The organism is Ferroacidibacillus organovorans (assembly GCF_001642725.1).
Classification (GTDB): Bacteria; Bacillota; Bacilli; order Alicyclobacillales; family SLC66; genus Ferroacidibacillus; species Ferroacidibacillus organovorans.
This window is the reverse complement of sequence record NZ_LSUQ01000005.1, coordinates 72358-89321: the sequence shown is the minus strand read 5'-3', so window position 1 is coordinate 89321 and position 16964 is coordinate 72358. Positions and strand designations below refer to the sequence as shown.

Annotated in this window: 15 protein-coding genes; 6 read left to right on the top strand and 9 right to left on the bottom strand. The window is 54.3% G+C overall.

The features are described 5' to 3' along the window. Positions 1-18: 18 nt before the first annotated feature. Entirely contained in the window at positions 19-1386 is a 1368-nt protein-coding gene (locus AYW79_RS02940) for a sugar phosphate nucleotidyltransferase (RefSeq protein ID WP_067561340.1), read from the bottom strand. 11 nt (positions 1387-1397) lie between these two features. Further along, positions 1398-2528 carry a glycosyltransferase gene (locus AYW79_RS02935; protein WP_231877753.1) on the bottom strand — a complete coding sequence of 377 codons (1131 nt, stop codon included), beginning with the start codon at positions 2526-2528 and terminating at the stop codon, positions 1398-1400. Positions 2529-2896: 368 nt separating this feature from the next. On the opposite strand from AYW79_RS02935, the gene AYW79_RS02930 reads away from it, so the two are divergent. Genes AYW79_RS02930 through AYW79_RS02920 form a run of 3 tightly spaced genes read left to right on the top strand, consistent with a single transcriptional unit; the run spans position 2897 to position 4845 of the window. Further along, positions 2897-3511, top strand: coding sequence for a cytochrome b N-terminal domain-containing protein (locus AYW79_RS02930; protein WP_067561338.1), 615 nt, complete (start codon positions 2897-2899; stop codon positions 3509-3511). Beyond that, complete coding sequence (locus AYW79_RS02925) at positions 3508-4593, top strand: hypothetical protein (protein ID WP_067561336.1); 1086 nt, start codon at positions 3508-3510, stop codon at positions 4591-4593. The genes AYW79_RS02930 and AYW79_RS02925 overlap by 4 nt, the downstream gene beginning before the upstream one ends. A gap of 27 nt (positions 4594-4620) precedes the next feature. Continuing rightward, positions 4621-4845, top strand: a complete 225-nt coding sequence (locus tag AYW79_RS02920; RefSeq protein ID WP_067561334.1) for a hypothetical protein — start codon at positions 4621-4623, stop codon at positions 4843-4845. A 67-nt stretch (positions 4846-4912) separates the two neighbouring features. Here AYW79_RS02920 and AYW79_RS02915 read toward each other — a convergent pair whose 3' ends face one another. From AYW79_RS02915 to AYW79_RS02885, 7 genes are all read right to left on the bottom strand, one after another. After that, a complete protein-coding gene (locus AYW79_RS02915) occupies positions 4913-6100 on the bottom strand; it encodes a glycosyltransferase family protein (RefSeq protein WP_067952738.1) in 1188 nt (395 codons plus the stop codon). A 36-nt stretch (positions 6101-6136) separates the two neighbouring features. Further along, positions 6137-7033, bottom strand: coding sequence for a sulfotransferase family protein (locus tag AYW79_RS02910; protein WP_067561332.1), 897 nt, complete (start codon positions 7031-7033; stop codon positions 6137-6139). Beyond that, positions 7030-8052: a DHH family phosphoesterase gene (locus tag AYW79_RS02905; RefSeq protein WP_067561328.1), complete on the bottom strand. Its 1023-nt coding sequence runs from the start codon at positions 8050-8052 to the stop codon at positions 7030-7032. The genes AYW79_RS02910 and AYW79_RS02905 overlap by 4 nt, the downstream gene beginning before the upstream one ends. A gap of 88 nt (positions 8053-8140) precedes the next feature. Continuing rightward, positions 8141-8746, bottom strand: coding sequence for an adenylyl-sulfate kinase (gene cysC, locus AYW79_RS02900; protein WP_067561326.1), 606 nt, complete (start codon positions 8744-8746; stop codon positions 8141-8143). Between the two features lie 173 nt (positions 8747-8919). Then, entirely contained in the window at positions 8920-10164 is a 1245-nt protein-coding gene (locus AYW79_RS02895; protein ID WP_067561322.1) for an aminopeptidase, read from the bottom strand. Between the two features lie 94 nt (positions 10165-10258). Continuing rightward, positions 10259-11467 (bottom strand): MFS transporter, encoded by a 1209-nt coding sequence (locus AYW79_RS02890; protein ID WP_067561319.1) that lies wholly within the window; start codon positions 11465-11467, stop codon positions 10259-10261. A 206-nt stretch (positions 11468-11673) separates the two neighbouring features. After that, complete coding sequence (locus AYW79_RS02885; protein WP_067561317.1) at positions 11674-13728, bottom strand: S9 family peptidase; 2055 nt, start codon at positions 13726-13728, stop codon at positions 11674-11676. A 118-nt stretch (positions 13729-13846) separates the two neighbouring features. Here AYW79_RS02885 and AYW79_RS02880 point away from each other — a divergent pair, with 118 nt between their 5' ends. The 3 genes from AYW79_RS02880 (at position 13847) to AYW79_RS02870 (ending at position 16947) form a co-directional block, all read left to right on the top strand. Next, on the top strand, positions 13847-14827 hold the full coding sequence (locus AYW79_RS02880; RefSeq protein ID WP_067561316.1) for an aldo/keto reductase: 981 nt from the start codon (positions 13847-13849) through the stop codon (positions 14825-14827). A 196-nt stretch (positions 14828-15023) separates the two neighbouring features. Continuing rightward, positions 15024-16256 carry a sensor histidine kinase gene (locus AYW79_RS02875; protein ID WP_156481774.1) on the top strand — a complete coding sequence of 411 codons (1233 nt, stop codon included), beginning with the start codon at positions 15024-15026 and terminating at the stop codon, positions 16254-16256. Continuing rightward, entirely contained in the window at positions 16219-16947 is a 729-nt protein-coding gene (locus AYW79_RS02870) for a response regulator transcription factor (RefSeq protein ID WP_067561312.1), read from the top strand. Before AYW79_RS02875 ends, AYW79_RS02870 begins: the two co-directional genes overlap by 38 nt. Positions 16948-16964 lie beyond the last annotated feature (17 nt).

The following is a 16964-nucleotide window of genomic DNA, read 5'->3' as shown; positions in this document are numbered from 1 at the left end:
ATCCGTCCTCCACACCGTCTACCGTTCGAGAACTTCACAGTGTTCAATGACATGCTCCCACTCCATAAAGCGACGGTCACAATCCTCTTCCGTGATTGTCTCCCCGCGTTGCACTTCGACAAAAATAACCTGCGTCTTCGCCATGATGCCATGCCACTGACCGCGACAAACGCGAAAGACATCCCCCGCCGTAATGCTGACCATTCTACCGTCCAGCGCTAGAACAGCATCCCCAGCTACCATCGTCCACACCTCTTCTCGGAGATGGTGTCGATGGTAACTAATATTCGCGCCGGCGCGCAGCGTGACCTGTTTTGTTAAAACCTCATTCCCGTCAGGGAGTTTCTGATAATCCAGCACTTTGTAAGATCCCCATCGCCGCTCCTCAAACATGGGACGGATGCAATAAGGGGCAACGAGATCTTTGATCCCACCACTCTGGTCTTTCGCGGCCACCAGGATCCCATCTGGACTCGCCACAACCATCAAATTCTTTAACCCTTTTGCGACAATCGGAATGGAGAGCTCGTTGACAACATGGGAGTTTTCGCAATCGTCCGCCACACCAATTCCAAGAAAGGAAGAGCGCATCTCCGGCGCAAGCGTCTCCCATGTCCCAAGATCTTTCCATGCGCCATCGTACGGTACGACGACAATTTTTTCCGTCTGTTCGACCACTTCATAATCAAAGCTGCGCTTTGGCATTTCGTGAAACGTCGCAACCATCTCGCGATAGTGAATCGGAAGACCGCGCTCCGAAAGCAAGCGCATCAGATACGATTTACGAAAGCAGAATACCCCGCAATTCCACAGCGCACCCTGTTCGATCCACTCCAGTGCACGCGCTCGCTCCGGTTTTTCGCGAAACGACGATACACGCGCATAGGATGATCCCGCCGCACGTTCCTGTTCCACACATATGTACCCATATTGTGTCGATGGATGCGTTGGCTTGACACCGAGTAAGGCCATCTCCGAGCCAGATGCGACGAGCACCTCTGGAAGACGTTTTAAGTGCTCAAAATAACCCGTTTCAACAAACTGATCCACAGGCGCCACGACGAGGATGTCATCTTCCTCAACCTGATCCGCCAAATAGGTTGTCGCGAGGGCAATCGCCGGAAATGTATCCATGCGCATCGGTTCAACGATGACGCTGACATCCCCCAGTTGAGCGTGGATCAGATCCTTCTGCAGCTTTGATGCGCACAAATAGGTCGAACCGTCCATCCTAAGCGCAGAGAGTTGCCCCCAAACGCGTTCAACCATCGACACGAGATTCTGATCATGCCCCTCTAACACGCGCAGAAATTGCTTTGAGCGGACGTCATTGGAGAGCGGCCACAAACGCTTTCCTGAACCACCAGATAAAAGAATCAGTTGCACGACCTATCCCCCTAACGAATCTCTGTACTCGTGCCTACCGAAGAAATGACGATATCGACAACGCGATGCTTTTTTCTCCACGTCCAAAAATTGTTGATGTAGAAGTTCCAGACCGTCGCGACGGCGATTCCCGCCCCGTTAGCATAGAGCGAGTTCACCCGCTCCCCATACGCAAGAAAGGAGAGCACTACGGTGCTGATCGCGATGCCAATCAAGGATGTGATCACATATTTGAGAAAACGACGATGCGCTTGTCCCGCGCGCGCGTCCACCCACGTTAATCGATCATTGAGAACAAAATTGGTTACCATCGCGATAAAGCCAGATAGCATGCCTGCTATCCAAAGCGCTACTTGGAGATGAATCAGCACGTCATAGAACAGTTCATTGACAAAAACGCCTGATGCGCCAACGAGCGCAAAGAGGTAGACTCTTCTTTCCTCAGGGCTGTCAAGAATCAAGCGCCCGAGATGACGGAGATAGTTCCACTGCTCGTAGAGCGACATTTTCGACTCACAAAACGCGCGCGCCTCAAACGTGTACGGAATCTCTAGGATGCGCGTGTATGACCCTCGCGCGAGAATTTCGATGAGAATCTTCCACCCGACGGGGCGCAGCGCAACACCTTCGATCACGGCGCGCTTCATCATAAAAAAGCCACTCGTCGGATCGGACACCTTGCGCAGCCGCTTGAGCGCCAAACGACCGATCAACCGCGCCGTAAAAGAAATCCACTTGCGCGGGAGCGAGAGCCCTCCGTCACTTCCTCCAGGGACAAAGCGGCTCGGGATAACCACGTCATATCCGGCTGAAAGCGCACGCATCATCTCGGGGAGCACACTCGCCGGATGCTGCAGATCGGCATCCATCACTGCGATCCATTCACCGCAAGCAAGTTCCAATCCGCGCACGACCGCACTGCCGAGACCGCGCTCCTGCACGCGATGAAACAGACGCACGAAAGGATACGTTTTACACAAAGCATTAAGCCACTCGATCGATCGCTCATCTGAACTGTCATCGACAAAGATCACTTCAAACGTTCCATCAGGAAGATAACGCATTATTTCATTTATTAAGCGTTTTGGATTATCTAACTCATTATAAGTCGGAACAATAATCGATAGCGTGACTTGACTCACCTCCATGTCATCCAAAGACGAATGCGTTCGCCAATCAAGCACGGGAAATTTTTGGGGCATTCGCGATGGAGGATGATGTACCCTCATGCTAGTCCTGAGATTCTAGCATGTCAATGGTAGAATGTCGTTTCCCCTGGTCCATTCCGACTATGCACAAATAGCTCCAATTCGCGGAAAAGAACACTCGATCGGGTCTCAACACCTTTCGCCGCAGATCGTATGCTAGAGCCATAAGAGAAAGGCAGGCGGTTGACGGTGATTAACACATCGAATGCATGGCCGAACATCTATGTCGGTGTCATCTGGCTCATCGTGTTTGCGAGTTTCGCACTCTTTACGTATCCACACGGGAAACGCGGTGATCGTTCGTGAACTGGACAAAATCACTTCGCAAATCCGCAACGGAAAAGCTTACCTGGGATAACTTGTTGCCGTCTGAACAACCCGTCTACGTGAACTCTCTCGTCTACAGCTTCGGCGTCTTCACACTCAGCAGTCTTGTCTTTTGCATCGCAAGCGGAATCATCATGTCGGCTAAAGGTCCACTCTGGTACCAGACCTCAAGCCTCGGCGAGTTTCTGCGAAGCGTTCACTACTGGAGCGTTCAGGCATTCTTCTTCTTTACTACGATGCACCTCGTTGGACAGTTCTTTATGGGATCCTGGCGCGAAGGTCGCGCGCTCACATGGGTTGTTGGCGCGCTCTCCTTCGCCGTATCGGTTATTGAAGCGTTCACCGGGTATCTCTCAAGGGGCGATTTTTTCTCACAATGGAATCAGGTTCAAAGTAAGGACGCGTTTAACGGTGCAGGGCTCGACGGATTTCTCAACATCTTAAACAACGGGCAGGTCTATGGCCTCCACATCGCGGTGTTTCCTGCCATTCTTATCGGGCTCGTCAGCATCCATCTCTTAGCCGTGCGAAGCAAAGGTGTGGTTCCACCCTATTCGATTTCTGCAAAGAAGCGAGATGAGCACGCATGAAAAAAGATCGATTCACACGCGACACCTTGCGCTTTCCACAACGCGACTTTGACATGGTCAAGGAGGGTGTCATCAGCCTCGGGATCATCGGTGTCCTGATTGTTGGCGCTTCTGCCATCTTCGGCGCGCCGTATCGCCCGGCCGTCACAAATCAACAGATTGCACTAGGTTCTCCCTTAATCATCGAGCAGACGGCCATCGGCGATCTGTCAGGTACAGGTTCCATTGCAAGCTATGGCCCTCCTTACAATCACGGTTGGCACGGTCAGGCGCAATCCATTCAATCGATCATGGGCTTCTCGCCTCAGACCTGGTGGGGGACCCCCTATCACTGGAATACCGCACAAAACGACATCATGGCACCCCTGCAGATGCTGGCAACAGCTTCTTCCAACAACAAACTGAGCCAAGCGCTGCAACAGTATCAGAACGCATCCTACGCACAGCAACAAAAGTGGGATACAAATTACAGCAATGCACTCAATAAAGCGACCGTTTCTAAAGGTGCCGTCGTCACGCCATTCGGCAATTATGGCCCCGTGGCACTCATGATGAATTCTGAGTTGCAACTCGCCAAATCTGGGCTTCTCTCAGGTGCGCTCGACCGCCAAACGAACGGCGGCGTCTACCGCTATGACGTAAGCGGCGACCTGTTGTTCCTGCAAGGTACAACCCTGCACAACATTGCCAACACGATCAATATGCAGGGCAATCAGTGGGGCATCAATCACGATGAGACAGCGCTTCCCGGCCCATGGTGGCTGACACCGTACACCTTCTTGTATCAGATTCCACCGTACTCAACGTCCGCATCTGGCGATGAGATGGCCGCCTACACCATTGGCATTCTCTTTACGCTCTTAGTGCTTGTACCTTGGGTTCCGGGGCTTAATAAGCTCCCGAAAGTGCTCCCAGTTCATCGGTTGATCTGGCGTGACTGGTATCGCGGTCTGTCAAAACAAAATGCGTGTGCAAATTGCCCGCTCAGAGATTCGTGCAGTCAAGAGTTTCGCGGGAAAAAGGGCGGCGTGCTCGCGGGCGAATTGCCCAACTGCTATCAGTCTCGAAATGGGAATGCGTGAGGGTAAACCAATGAGGGGGAAGTTGATATGAACATGGGTATTCGGTTGTGGTTCATTTGGCTCTTGTCACTGATCGCCGGCGTTTACGGAACATCACTTGTATACAGCGGCATCACAAGCGACAAACCTTACACACTCATCTACGGCTTGCCAACGCTGCTCGTCGGCATCTGGATGACTGGCAATCTGTGGGCGTCCGCTCGGCAATTCTACCGGAAAAACCGCATCACAAAAGCCCAACGCATCTCCTGAATCGAGCATGCTATCCTGCACAAAACGATGCGCCTGGAGGTTTTCGCCAGGCGCATCGTCGCGCTGTCTATTGCTTGTCCAACCATTGCGCGAGTTCACCCACGATCCTCTCTGATGTAAACGCTGCGGCCAGACGCTCCATTCTTGCTGTCACCTTTGCTGAATCGATCAATTGTTCCAGCCCGTACGCAATTTTGTCCACCGCGCGGGGCGCCGCGACATACTGCCCACCCTGACGCAAGAAATTTGCCGCCGTGCCGCGTTCCTCGGTGACGCCAAGAATCGGTCGTTTAGCGCCAATGTAGTCGATCAACTTTGAGGCGAGAAACGGGTTTACTCCTGTGTCGTTTGGCGCATCAATCAGCAACAGACCGTGGCTCTTTCTCATTGCAGACAGGCTCTCAAGATACGTATAGCGGCCGCGATGAATGCGGACGGGCACCTGCTCCAGAAGAGGGACAAACTTTTTCTCGAGGTTTCCAAAAAGGCCAATCTCGACACGCGCAAGCTTGTCCGGGTTTCGCGCGTGAATGTGCCGCAACGCGTCAAACAGCGGCGCGGGTGAGCGCAAGCCATAGAAATCGCCAAAATAGGACAGGAGCATCTTGCCGGCTTCCGTCGGAACGCTCGCATTTCTCACGCTGTAGAGCTCTTCTGAGACGTGATGGGGCAAGACCACCGACCGGGCGTTGATCGCTTGCAAAGGATACGCCTTTTCGTAGATTTCCTGGATTTCAACGGTCGGAAAGATGAGTTGATCCGCATGCGCGATGACAAATCGTTCGTGCTCCTGGTCGCGCAGCTTCCGAATGATGGTGTGGTGGGAATGGTAGGGATTCGCCGACCACGGATCACTGAACTGAGCGATCCACGGCAACTGCGTGCGCTTCCAGAGCGAGGCCGCCAGAATGTGGCTTGCACCTGGATGCGAGCGACTGTAGAGTACGTCAAAATCGCCTTTTTTAACCTGGGGGACGCGCAGCGCCCACAGCAGATTTTCATCGTCGAGTTTTCCCGTCAACCGCTCTGCCACTTTGTTTGCAAACGCCGAGCGGAATGTCACACCGCCATGCGCACGCACGTCCACACCCGGTGGTATGCGCATATCAGGGTCCCCCTGCTTACACTGCGGCGCGTTTGTGACAAGTGTAATCCGGTGAAGCTGCGACAACACGCGCAGCGTTTTCCAGACGAGGATCGCTTCCGCGTTTAGGGTCGGAGGCGCAAAATAAGAAACCATCAGGACTCGTTTCACGTTTACCCTCCACCGCTCCAATTGGCCGTCTCTACGCTACGATTTCTTCCAGTGAGAGAGATCGCGATGAAGAATCTTCTCAAGTTTCACGAGATCTGGTGCGAAGTACGCAGCCAGTTCTCTACGCGTCTCCGGCAGCATGGAGGTGCGTTCGAGCAACATGGATTTCGCACGATTTCCTAACCGCTCGCGAACACTCGATGGAATGAATGGCTTGACCAACTCTTTGAGAGGGTGCGGCTTTGATATAAAGTCAAACGCGGCGCGTGACCGCGGCACACCCGACTCATTGTGATGGAGTTGCGTGTCAACCGTTGCTTGCTCATCGACACCTAAGAAACGGAACGCACCGCGTACGAAGTGCTCGCTCCGTTTTGTAAACTCATCAAAAAGCATGACGTGAACTCGCTCTGCGCCAAACACGTCCACATAGCGCTCAACCTGTTCGCTGTAGCGGCCGAGATCTCGATACAGCCACATCGGCTCAAACCCATTTTTCTTTCGCTCTTCTTCAGCGGCAAGACTCTCCTCAAATGTAAGCGTCTCACGCGCATCGCGAATCAAATGCATATATGCTGAGTACGCTCGCGCAACAGGCTCGCGCAGCACCATGATGATCTTCATGTCTGGATTATCCGCATAGATTCGTGCAGCCGTTCCTTTATAGTAGAGATAAAAAACGGACGACTCACCCACCGCAGGTTCATCCGTGCGCGCTTTAAACAGCGCCTCGTAATCAGCGCGATTGCGAATCGTCTCTTCATTCATGCCTTCATCGCCAGGCCCCGTAAACCTTTTCGGGAAATCTTGGATGGAATAAAAATGCGCTTCTTTTTTCGTTGGGATGTATACCTCAGGGTGTTGCGCCAAGTAGCGATCAAGGGAACTCGTTCCTGATTTGGCGGCACCGACGATCAAAAAATTTGGAATCACGTGCGATTCGACTCCTTTACTGCGTCTTCAATGAAGCGGGCGACCTCTTGACGATTTTTCAGCATTACGCCGGCCCGTCGCAAATGTCCACCGCCTCCGTGACGTTTTGCCAGTTCAAGAATAGGTATTCCTTTGCCGCGCAGGCGAACGCGAATCGTGCCAACGGTCTCTTCGACAAAGAGCACGGCGATCTTACATGGGATCTTCTCCAACTCTTCAATCAGCAACGCAGCTTCTTCTGCATCTGCGCCGAGCGTGCGAATCGAGGCGTAATCTAGAAATGACCACGCGACAGCGCCTGTCACGCGCATGTTTTTGCGAAGCACGGTGCCGAGTTCCACGTAGGCAGGGGAACGCTGCAAGAGATTCGCGGCGATATCCGCTTTGTCGAGTGTCGCGCGCTGTTCAAGCACGCCTGCCATCTCGTACGTGCGCGCAGTCGTGTCGCGCAAAAACCACTGCGTATCAGATACAATTCCCGCAAATAGACTCTGACAGATCGCTTCAGTGAAGAGCGTATGGTTCGTCTCTTGTTCCAGATCGAGCAGGAGCATCGTCAACAACTCAGACGTGCTGCTCGCTGTTGGATCAATCCAGTTACAGCGGCCGTACCCCGGATTGGACGCGTGGTGATCAATGACAAGATCAAACGGAAGCAGCGCGTGGAGTGCGCCTCGTTCCACCTTGTCTTCTCGCCCTGCCTCGCGAATCATTTGTTCTATCTTAGCGCGAATCTCTTCTGGCAGCGCAAGGCGCGCATAGTTTCCCGTATCGAGTGCGACAAAGCAGATCGGTTGAGTCCGATCCAGCGATTGCACGCGATACGGTGCAAAGAGCCATTCAAGATAGCCTGGCACATCATGGAGAACCCCCACGCGCTTCCCCATGATCTGAAGCGCTTCAGCAAGCGCGAATGCGCTCGCCGAATCCGCATCTCCTCGACGATGGGTCACGAGAATAAACTGATTTTCCGAGCGAAGGACTGACTTGACGGTCTCATAATCCAGATTGGCTGTCATCATGAAGCTCCTAGGTTGGGATCGCACGCCACCATCGCGCGACAGCGATGCGATCCACTTTTTTGATCGTCACGCGGAGACCCTTTTGCTACGCGCGGGGCGTGATGCGCTCAAGCAACCCCTCGACCAACAACGCGACACACGCTTCGGGGGAGTGCAAGTCCGTTCTCAAGTGAAATTCCGGTTGGAGTGGCGGCTCATAAGGAGAAGAAATTCCCGTAAACTGCGGAATGGTTCCCGCCTTGGCCTTTTTATACAGACCTTTAGGATCTCGCTCTTCACACACATCAATTGGGCAGTCGACAAACACTTCAAGAAACTCACCTTCTTCAAACCGCGCGCGCGCCTCATCCCGGTCGTTGCGATACGGTGAGATGAACGCAACGATCACTACCGTCCCTGCCTCGACAAACAGTTTCGATACTTCGGCGACACGTCGAATGTTCTCGCGACGATCTTCTTCTGAGAAACCCAAGTCTCGATTTAACCCCAGTCGCACATTATCTCCGTCTAATAGATACGTATGAATACCGCGACGAAATAGCTCTGTCTCAAGCGCCGTTGCGATGGTCGATTTGCCTGCCCCTGACAACCCCGTCAACCAGATCGCCGTGCTCCGATGGCCATTTTGTTTATGAAAATCTTCTTTTGTAACGGTTAACTTCACTTCGGTCAAATTCGATGTGTGATCCACGAACGATGTACGCACCTCTCGCCATGCTGGATTTTCTCACAAGCTATACCGATAGTATAGATGATTTTTAAGGGGGATTCGACCCCTTACCGCAAAACCCAACGCGCATCCCACGTTCAGGATACGCCGCTGGGTTTTTCACTCGAGTCAAGGAGGGCTTGCTTCAACTGCGTTTAACGCAGTTCATTCGCCCAGGTACCATCGCGAAAGATTGGGATGACGCGTCCTTCGCGATCCACACCGTCAATGCTCAAATCATTCGACCCGATCATAAAGTCGACATGCTTGACGCTCTCATTCAGATCGTTTGCCGCCCACTCGCTTCTTGAGAGTAAATGGCCACCCTCGATCAGTGGATACGATTCGCCGATCGCAAGGTGACACGACGCGTTTTCGTCAAACAGTGTATTGTAAAACAGCCGCCCGCGTTTGGCGATCGGCGAAGATTTCGGCACAAGCGCAATCTCGCCGAGGTAGTGGCTGCCTTCGTCCGACTCGACGATCTTTGCCAGCGCATCCTGCCCTTTACTGGCGCGATACTCCACGATGCGTCCATTCACGAAGCGCAAAAAGATGCCTTCGATGAGGCTCCCCTGATGATTGAGCGGCATTGTGCTCGTCACGTAGCCGTTTACACCCGTGCGCTTTGGCACGGAGTAGACCTCTTCGGTCGGGATATTCGCTGTGAACGGAACGCCAGACGGCGTCTTGTGCTGCGCTGCCGTGAAATAGTATCCGTTTGGCATGGCGATTTCAAGATCGGTTCCTGCCGAACGGTAGTGAAATTTCGTGATATTTAACTCGTTTAACCACGCGCTTCGCGCGGACAGAGCGTGAAGATGCGCCTTCCATTCCGCGACCGGATCGTCAGCCGTTGCGCGCGTGCAAAAGAGAATGTCATCCCACAGCGCCGCGACGCGCTCACGCTCTGGGAGGTGACGCTCGACCCAGTTTGCCCATGCCTGCGTCGGTGCCGCAAGGATCGTCCACGCGTATTCGTCATTTGTGCGCTTTTGATTGAACGCGCGCAGTTCATTCGCCACCGCCGAGTTGTATTGATGGACACGATCACTCGCGATTCCGTCGTACAAGCTCGGGTCCGTCGCCGAGATCGCGATGAACGCCGCCTGTTCTGCCGCGAGCTTCTCAATCCACTGCGCATGCCACGCGGCGCGTTGATCAAGCAGTGCGAGTGAGCCGTGCTTAAGCGTCTCACGGCTCCACGCCTCATCACCCCACTCCACATGGACATACGAACTCCCCGCCGCGTAGGCCGCCTCTGTGAGTTGACGCGCAAACGCGATATGTTCGGGAAGAACCTGACGCAGGCCAAAGCCGATGACCAGCGGTTGTCCAGGTTGTACATTGACGCCGACACGCACGGCGAGTTCGGCATATTTACGGATGAGATCATCCATTGTATTGCGCCCCCACTTCATCTTTGGATGGACTGCACTGCCACGTTTCGTTCGTCACTAGCCTACCACAAAACGGCAAGAAGCCCACGCATGATTACACGTTGGCGAGATGTCTGCGACCGATAACCAGTGTGACAATCGCAAGGAAGACACCAAACGCGCCGACATAGAAAGGAACGTGCGGATTGAACCAGACGGCCAGCTTGCCGGAAAGCCACGGCGCAATCGCCCCTCCCATGAAACGCACAAAACTGTATGCCGCTGACGCAATCGGCCGTTCAAAAGGCGAAACGTCCATCACTGCGGTGGTGATGACGGTGTTGTTTATTCCGAGAAACGCGCCCGCCACAATGACGCACGTCACAAGGAGTGGGATGGAGGCTAATCCGATTCCCATGACGAAAAGATCGAGCGCGATCAATCCGAGCACTCCGTAGAGTGTCGTGCGCGTTCCAAAGCGAACACGCAGGCTCGGCGCGACGAACACGGACGTGATCGCGAGCATCACGCCCCACCCGAAAAACACGTACCCCAGATGGTGCGCATCCATGTTTAAGACAAACGGGGTATACGCGAGCAGCGTGAAGAAACCAAAATTGTAGAGAAACGCGGTAATCCCCATCGTCAAGAGTCCCTTGTGGCGCAGCGCGCGAAATGGCTCCGTGACGCTTGACCGGCGCGCAGAGCGTGGGACTTTTTTCAGTAGCACCGAAACGAGAATGAAGGCGAGCGCCATGAGTGTCGCAACGCCATAAAAGGGTCCGCGCCAGGAAATGCTTCCAAGTTCGCCGCCAAGCAGCGGCCCGACCGAGATGCCAAGGCCAAGCGCCGCCTCATACAGGATAATCGCCCCTGCCGTGCCACCGTTCGCCACGCCTACGATGACGGCGAGCGCTGTCGCGATAAAGAGCGCATTGCCAAGCCCCCAGCCTGCGCGAAACCAGACGATCTGCGCAATCGAGTGCGCACTCCCACCCAGTGCGGAGAAGATGACGATGATTAAAAGTCCGGTTAAGAGGGTGGACTTAAAGCCGATACGCGAAGAAACCGCGCCTGTGATGATCATCGCAAGCCCTGTGACAAGATTGTAGCTGCTAAAAAGAAGCTCGACCTGACTCGGTGTCGCGTGCAGTTGCTTCGAAATCGCCGGAAGAATCGGATCGACCAGCCCTAGCCCCATAAACGCGATGACGCACGCGAACGCGACGGCATAGACGGCGAGCGGTTGACGAAAGTAGGAGAGCGAAAACGAATTGTGCGTTTGCCTATGCGCGTCGGTTACGTCGGTTGTGCGAGATGTCACTGCATTCACTCCAATTCTTAATAGATCCCTGATTTATGGAAGTATAGTGCGATTTAATAGCACTGCTAAAATCCCAGCAATCTATTACGTGTACCGAAATATTATGCATAGAAAATACAAATTGTGCAACCCAATTCAGGTTTTCGAGATTTTTGGTTTCTGATTGTGCAGGGACGGCTCCATCAACATCCGCCCCTGCACACCCATCAAGCAAACGATAGCCCGAGATGGTGAAATAAAAATGCGTACCGCTCCGCCATCTCTTCCATATGGCTGAATCGCCCGGAGGAACCAAAATGGCCCGCCCCCATATGCGTTTTGAGTAGCAGTGTGTGATCATCCGTCTTCGTCGCACGCAGGCGCGCCACCCACTTCGCCGGTTCAAAGTAGCCGACGCGCGGATCGTTTAACCCGGTTGTGACGAGCATGTTTGGATACGCTTTTGCCTCCACCTGATCATACGGACTGTACGACTTCATATACGCATAGTACGCTGCATCCTGTGGGTTTCCCCACTCATCCCACTCAAGACTCGTCAGCGGAATCGACGTATCAAGCATCGTCGTGACAACGTCCACAAACGGAACATCTGCGATGACGACTTGAAAAAGCTCCGGCGCGAGGTTCGCAACAGCCCCCATCAAGAGACCGCCTGCGCTTCCCCCACGCGCGGCAAGCAGCTTTTTACTCGTGTCGTTGCGCGCAAGCAAATCCTTCGCGACCGCAATGTAGTCCGTAAAGGTGTTGCGCTTGCGAAACAGTTTCCCATCCTCATACCATGTGCGCCCCATCTCCGATCCACCGCGGATCTGCGCAATCGCCATGACCAATCCCGCGTCAAGGAGCGGAATGTGCTGCGGATCAAAATGGGCGTCCATGTTGATGCCGTAACTCCCGTACGCATACAGAAGGAGCGGGGCTGGTCCTTTCGTCATGGCGTCGCGATGATACACCAAAAGATAAGGCACGCGCGTCCCATCTTCAGCGATCGCAAATCGTCGCTCTTGGCGATAGGCGTCGCGTACATACTCGCCCGCCACCGGACTCTCTTGCAGTACCGTCTTTTGACCATCACTCAGCCTGAGCGCGATCGTCGTGCGCGGTGTCAAAAAGGATTGATACTCAATCAACACTTCGCTGGCCCGATACTCCGGATTTCTGCCAACGTTCACCGTGTACACCGACTCATCCCAAGTGAGCGGCTCCAACCGCCGATCCTCATAGCGCCAGATCTGCGTCGATCCGCCCGCTCGCCCTTCAAGCAACAAGTGATCCGCAAACGGATGCAGCGCCTGAAGATAGCGCGCCGCGTCATACGGAACCAATTCTTTTTTTCGCGCGGGGTCGTCACCACGGATCGAACATGTAAACACCGTAAAGTTCGCCGCATTCTCATTTGTGAGAAGCAAAAAGTCATCACGCCAATGTTCCAGTTCATATAGAATGCCGTCTCTGCGCGCTTCAAAGCATTGGAAGGATTCGCGTGGCCTGTCCGCCTCTAAAAAATGAACTTCGCTCGTGGCCTTTGTCGAACATTGCAGGAAGAGAAATCTTCCCGATCGAGCTTTATACACATCGATCGTAAACGCCGTGTCGCGCTCTTCGTAGATCAGCTCATCTTCTTGCGTGCTCCCTAGCTCGTGCCGATAAAGCCGATACGGACGCTGCGTTTCATCAACTGTGACATAAAACAGATAGCGCCCCGTACCATCCCACTCAAGACTCCCCGCGATAAACACGTTCGGAATCTGATCCGAGAGGAGTTCCCCTGTCGCCAAGTCTTTGACATACGCCGTGTACTGATCCGTACCATCCCGATTCTCAAGATAGGCAAGTTTTTGTTGATCCGGGCTGATGCGCTGAACGGTCACACTCAGATAGCCGCCAGCGCGCGCCAGCTCATTCAGATCGAGCACGATCTCCTCGCGCGCATCACGCAGTTCATCGCGATTTTTCGCGCACTTTCGCGCATAGATCGGATACTGCAGCGCCTTCTCCTGACGCGCATAATAAAAGTAGTCCCCATTTTGCACCGGAACTTGCATCTCTACCTCTGGGACACGCGCTTTCATCGCTTCAAAAATGCGGTCTTTCAGCGATTGAAGCGGTTTCATCTTTTCGTCATAATAGCGGTTTTCTTCCTCAAGATATTCAAGTACCTCAGAGTTCGTCTTTTCCCGCAACCAGTAGTAATCATCGACGCGTTGATCGTCATGCAATGTATGTACATGTGGAATGCGTTTCGCCATCGGGCTCTGCATGAAACTCCCCCTTAAAACGTATCACTCTCATCATAGCACCATGTCTCTAAAACGCCTATCCGCATTTTGGAGAAAGCGTTAAAATGAGAGGAGACCAAAGGAAAGAAGGCGTCACGACGTGGAGTATACGAAACTTGGCCGTACAGGACTTGAGGTTTCCCGCATCTGCCTCGGTTGCATGAGTTACGGCGTCCCTGAACGCGGCAACCATCGCTGGGTGCTCGACGAAGTGCAGAGTCGCCCTTTTATCAAACGCGCCTTAGAACTCGGCATCAACTTTTTCGATACGGCAAACGTTTACTCTGATGGCACCAGCGAAGAGATTGTTGGACGCGCCCTCCGCGATTTTGCAACACGCGACGAAGTGGTGATCGCGACGAAAGTGCACGGGCGCATGCACGTGGGACCGAATGGCGCGGGACTTTCCCGCAAAGCGATCATGAGCGAGATCGATCAGAGTTTAACACGCTTGGGTACCGATTATGTCGACCTCTATCAAATCCACCGCTGGGATTACCAAACGCCGATCGAAGAGACGCTGGAGGCGCTTCACGATGTAGTCAAAGCGGGAAAAGCGCGCTATATCGGCGCCTCCAGCATGTATGCGTGGCAGTTTCTCAAAGCCTTACATACGTCTGAGAAACACGGTTGGACGCGCTTTGCCTCGATGCAAAACTATGTGAATCTGCTTTACCGCGAAGAGGAGCGCGAGATGCTCCCGCTCTGCGAGAGTGAATCCATCGGCGTGATTCCCTGGAGTCCGCTCGCGCGTGGACGTCTCACCCGTGACTGGGATGAAAAAAGTGCGCGCTCAGAGACTGACGAGTTTGGGAAGACACTCTATGCGGACACGGCTGACGCCGACAAAAAGGTCGTCGAGCGCGTCGCCGAAGTCGCCGCAAAGCGGGAGATTCCCCGCGCGCAAGTCGCGCTCGCCTGGGTACTGCAAACGTCAGCGGTCAGCGCGCCGATCGTCGGAGCGACCAAAATGCACCATCTGGACGATGCAGTCGCCGCGCTCTCCGTCGTACTCACAGCAGATGAGATTGCGCGCATGGAAGAGCCTTACGTGCCACACCCTGTGCTCGGATTCCGCTGATCGCCCCCCCTTCATCGCGCATTTCCGACCCTTCGCCACGCATGACGCGAGACAAGAAAAACGCGCTTCTCGGAGGCTCCTTTAGGAAGCCTCCCTTTTGCGCAGGGCGACAACAAACCGCTCCCCTTGCAACTCCTTTTCCGATCGCGTACGATGACGACGACACGAGACGATCTAAGACCGGGAGACGGAGCCCTTGAGCCATCCTACCCCTTCGAATAGCGAACTACGCCGCTTCAGGCGCCTCACCCTAACGATGTTGATCATCTTCGCCATTTACGGGCTTCAATACTGGGGTTCCCTTACGGCGCGACCGTGGGTCTATACGTACATCATCCTCTGGGCAATTTTCCTTTGGCTCCCCCTACGCTATAAACCAATGCCCGTCATCCTAGGCTTTCTCTACGGTTCAGCCGTCTACTGCCTTGTCGCCGTCAACCTGTTTCATCTGCAACCGATTCTTTCAAACCTGCTCATTATCCCGGCCGGCTCCGTCGCAGCCATTCCGCGCCTCTCTCGCCGCCAATCCATTCAAGTTCTGCTCAGCCTGATCGCCGCGAGTATCATCAGCCTTGGCCGTGATCTGCAAAGCGCTCCGCAGGTACTCTTTCCGCTCATCGGGACGTACGCTGGTGTCTACGCCGGACGCGTGCGCCGCGAAGCGCGGACACTTGATCGTCGCCGACTCGCCGAGCTTGAAGTGGCACATCAACAACTGCAGCGCGCGCACGACGAGCTTCAAGCGGCAACCGCCGAAGCGATGCAGTCCGCCGCACTCGCAGAGCGGGCGCACATCGCGCGTGACATTCACGACGGTGTCGGTCACCAGCTCACCTCACTGATCGTCTCGCTTCAGGCAATCGATCTCATGCTGCCTGATGATCCGCACGGCGCAAAAACGCGGATTCCCGAACTTCTGAGTGTCGCGCGCGAATCCATGTCTGATGTGCGGAGCGCAGTGATTGCGTGGTCGAAGGATGAGACAAAGCTAGGACTCTCTGCGCTGCGCGGATTGGTTCATCAGACAGAAGCGCGCGCTGGCATCCCCAGTACCTTCCACGCAGACGCAAAACAGGTTGAATGGCCAAACTCGGTCAGTGTAACGTTGTACCGCATCCTGCAAGAGGCGCTCACGAATGCGGTTCGACACGCAAAGACCTCCACATTGACCGTATGCGTTGAAGAAGCAGATGAACAAGTAACGCTGCGCGTTGTCGATGACGGAATCTTCACACGGCACGCCGATCCACCCGTCGGTTACGGCATCTCCCAGATGCGCGAACGCAGTCGAGAGGCGGGTGGTACGCTTATCATTCGCGCAAATGAGCCGCACGGCATGATCATTGAGGCAACGCTCCCCCTCCATCCCCTTGGCTTGAAAGGAGATCGCTATGACGACCCGTCCGATCCATATCCTTGTCGCCGATGACCAGGCGCTGATTCGCCAAGGATTTGTCTATATCCTTAGCACGCAACCCGATTTCCAGGTGGTCGCGCAAGCGTGTGATGGGCAGGAGGCGGCCACACTCTCCGCAAAAACGCGCCCCGACGTGATCTTGATGGACATTCGGATGCCAAATGCGACCGGAATCGAAGCCACGCGCTCGATCCTGCACAGCGCCCCTGCAATCAAGATCATTCTGCTCACCACATTTGACGATGAAGCGTACGTTTTTGAAGGCATTCGGGCTGGCGCCGTCGGCTATCTCCTCAAAGACGCGAGTACGAGCGACCTGTTTGACGCGATTCGCGCAGTACACAGCGGTCAGGCCGTATATCGCACCTGTTTTGCGGCGAAGATGATCTCGCAAGCGGTGGCCCATTCTCGGCAATCTTTCCACGATACCGCGCAGGACGTTGTGCCTGAATCTGTACGGAAGGACGATGTTAATCTACCCGTGTATTCGCAGCAGGAGACGCTTACCGAGCCTTTGACCGAGCGCGAGGTCGACGTCTTGCAGCAGATGGCCTACGGGAAACGAAACGTAGAGATCGCCACAACGCTTTATATCTCCGAGGGGACGGTCAAAACGCATGTGCACCGCATCCTGCAAAAAATGAATGTAGAAGATCGAACACAGGCGGTCGTTTACGCCCTGCGCTGCGGACTCGTCCGCTGATAGCCCTGCTAATACTC

What these genes read in the sequence shown, in the direction of transcription:
- AYW79_RS02925 (WP_067561336.1), top strand. Translation starts at nt 3,508, where the DNA reads ATGAAAAAAGATCGATTCACACGCGACACCTTGCGCTTTCCACAACGC.
- AYW79_RS02870 (WP_067561312.1), top strand. Translation starts at nt 16,219, where the DNA reads ATGACGACCCGTCCGATCCATATCCTTGTCGCCGATGACCAGGCGCTG.
- AYW79_RS02885 (WP_067561317.1), bottom strand. Translation starts at nt 13,728, where the DNA reads ATGCAGAGCCCGATGGCGAAACGCATTCCACATGTACATACATTGCAT.
- AYW79_RS02895 (WP_067561322.1), bottom strand. Translation starts at nt 10,164, where the DNA reads ATGGATGATCTCATCCGTAAATATGCCGAACTCGCCGTGCGTGTCGGC.
- AYW79_RS02905 (WP_067561328.1), bottom strand. Translation starts at nt 8,052, where the DNA reads ATGACAGCCAATCTGGATTATGAGACCGTCAAGTCAGTCCTTCGCTCG.
- AYW79_RS02920 (WP_067561334.1), top strand. Translation starts at nt 4,621, where the DNA reads ATGAACATGGGTATTCGGTTGTGGTTCATTTGGCTCTTGTCACTGATC.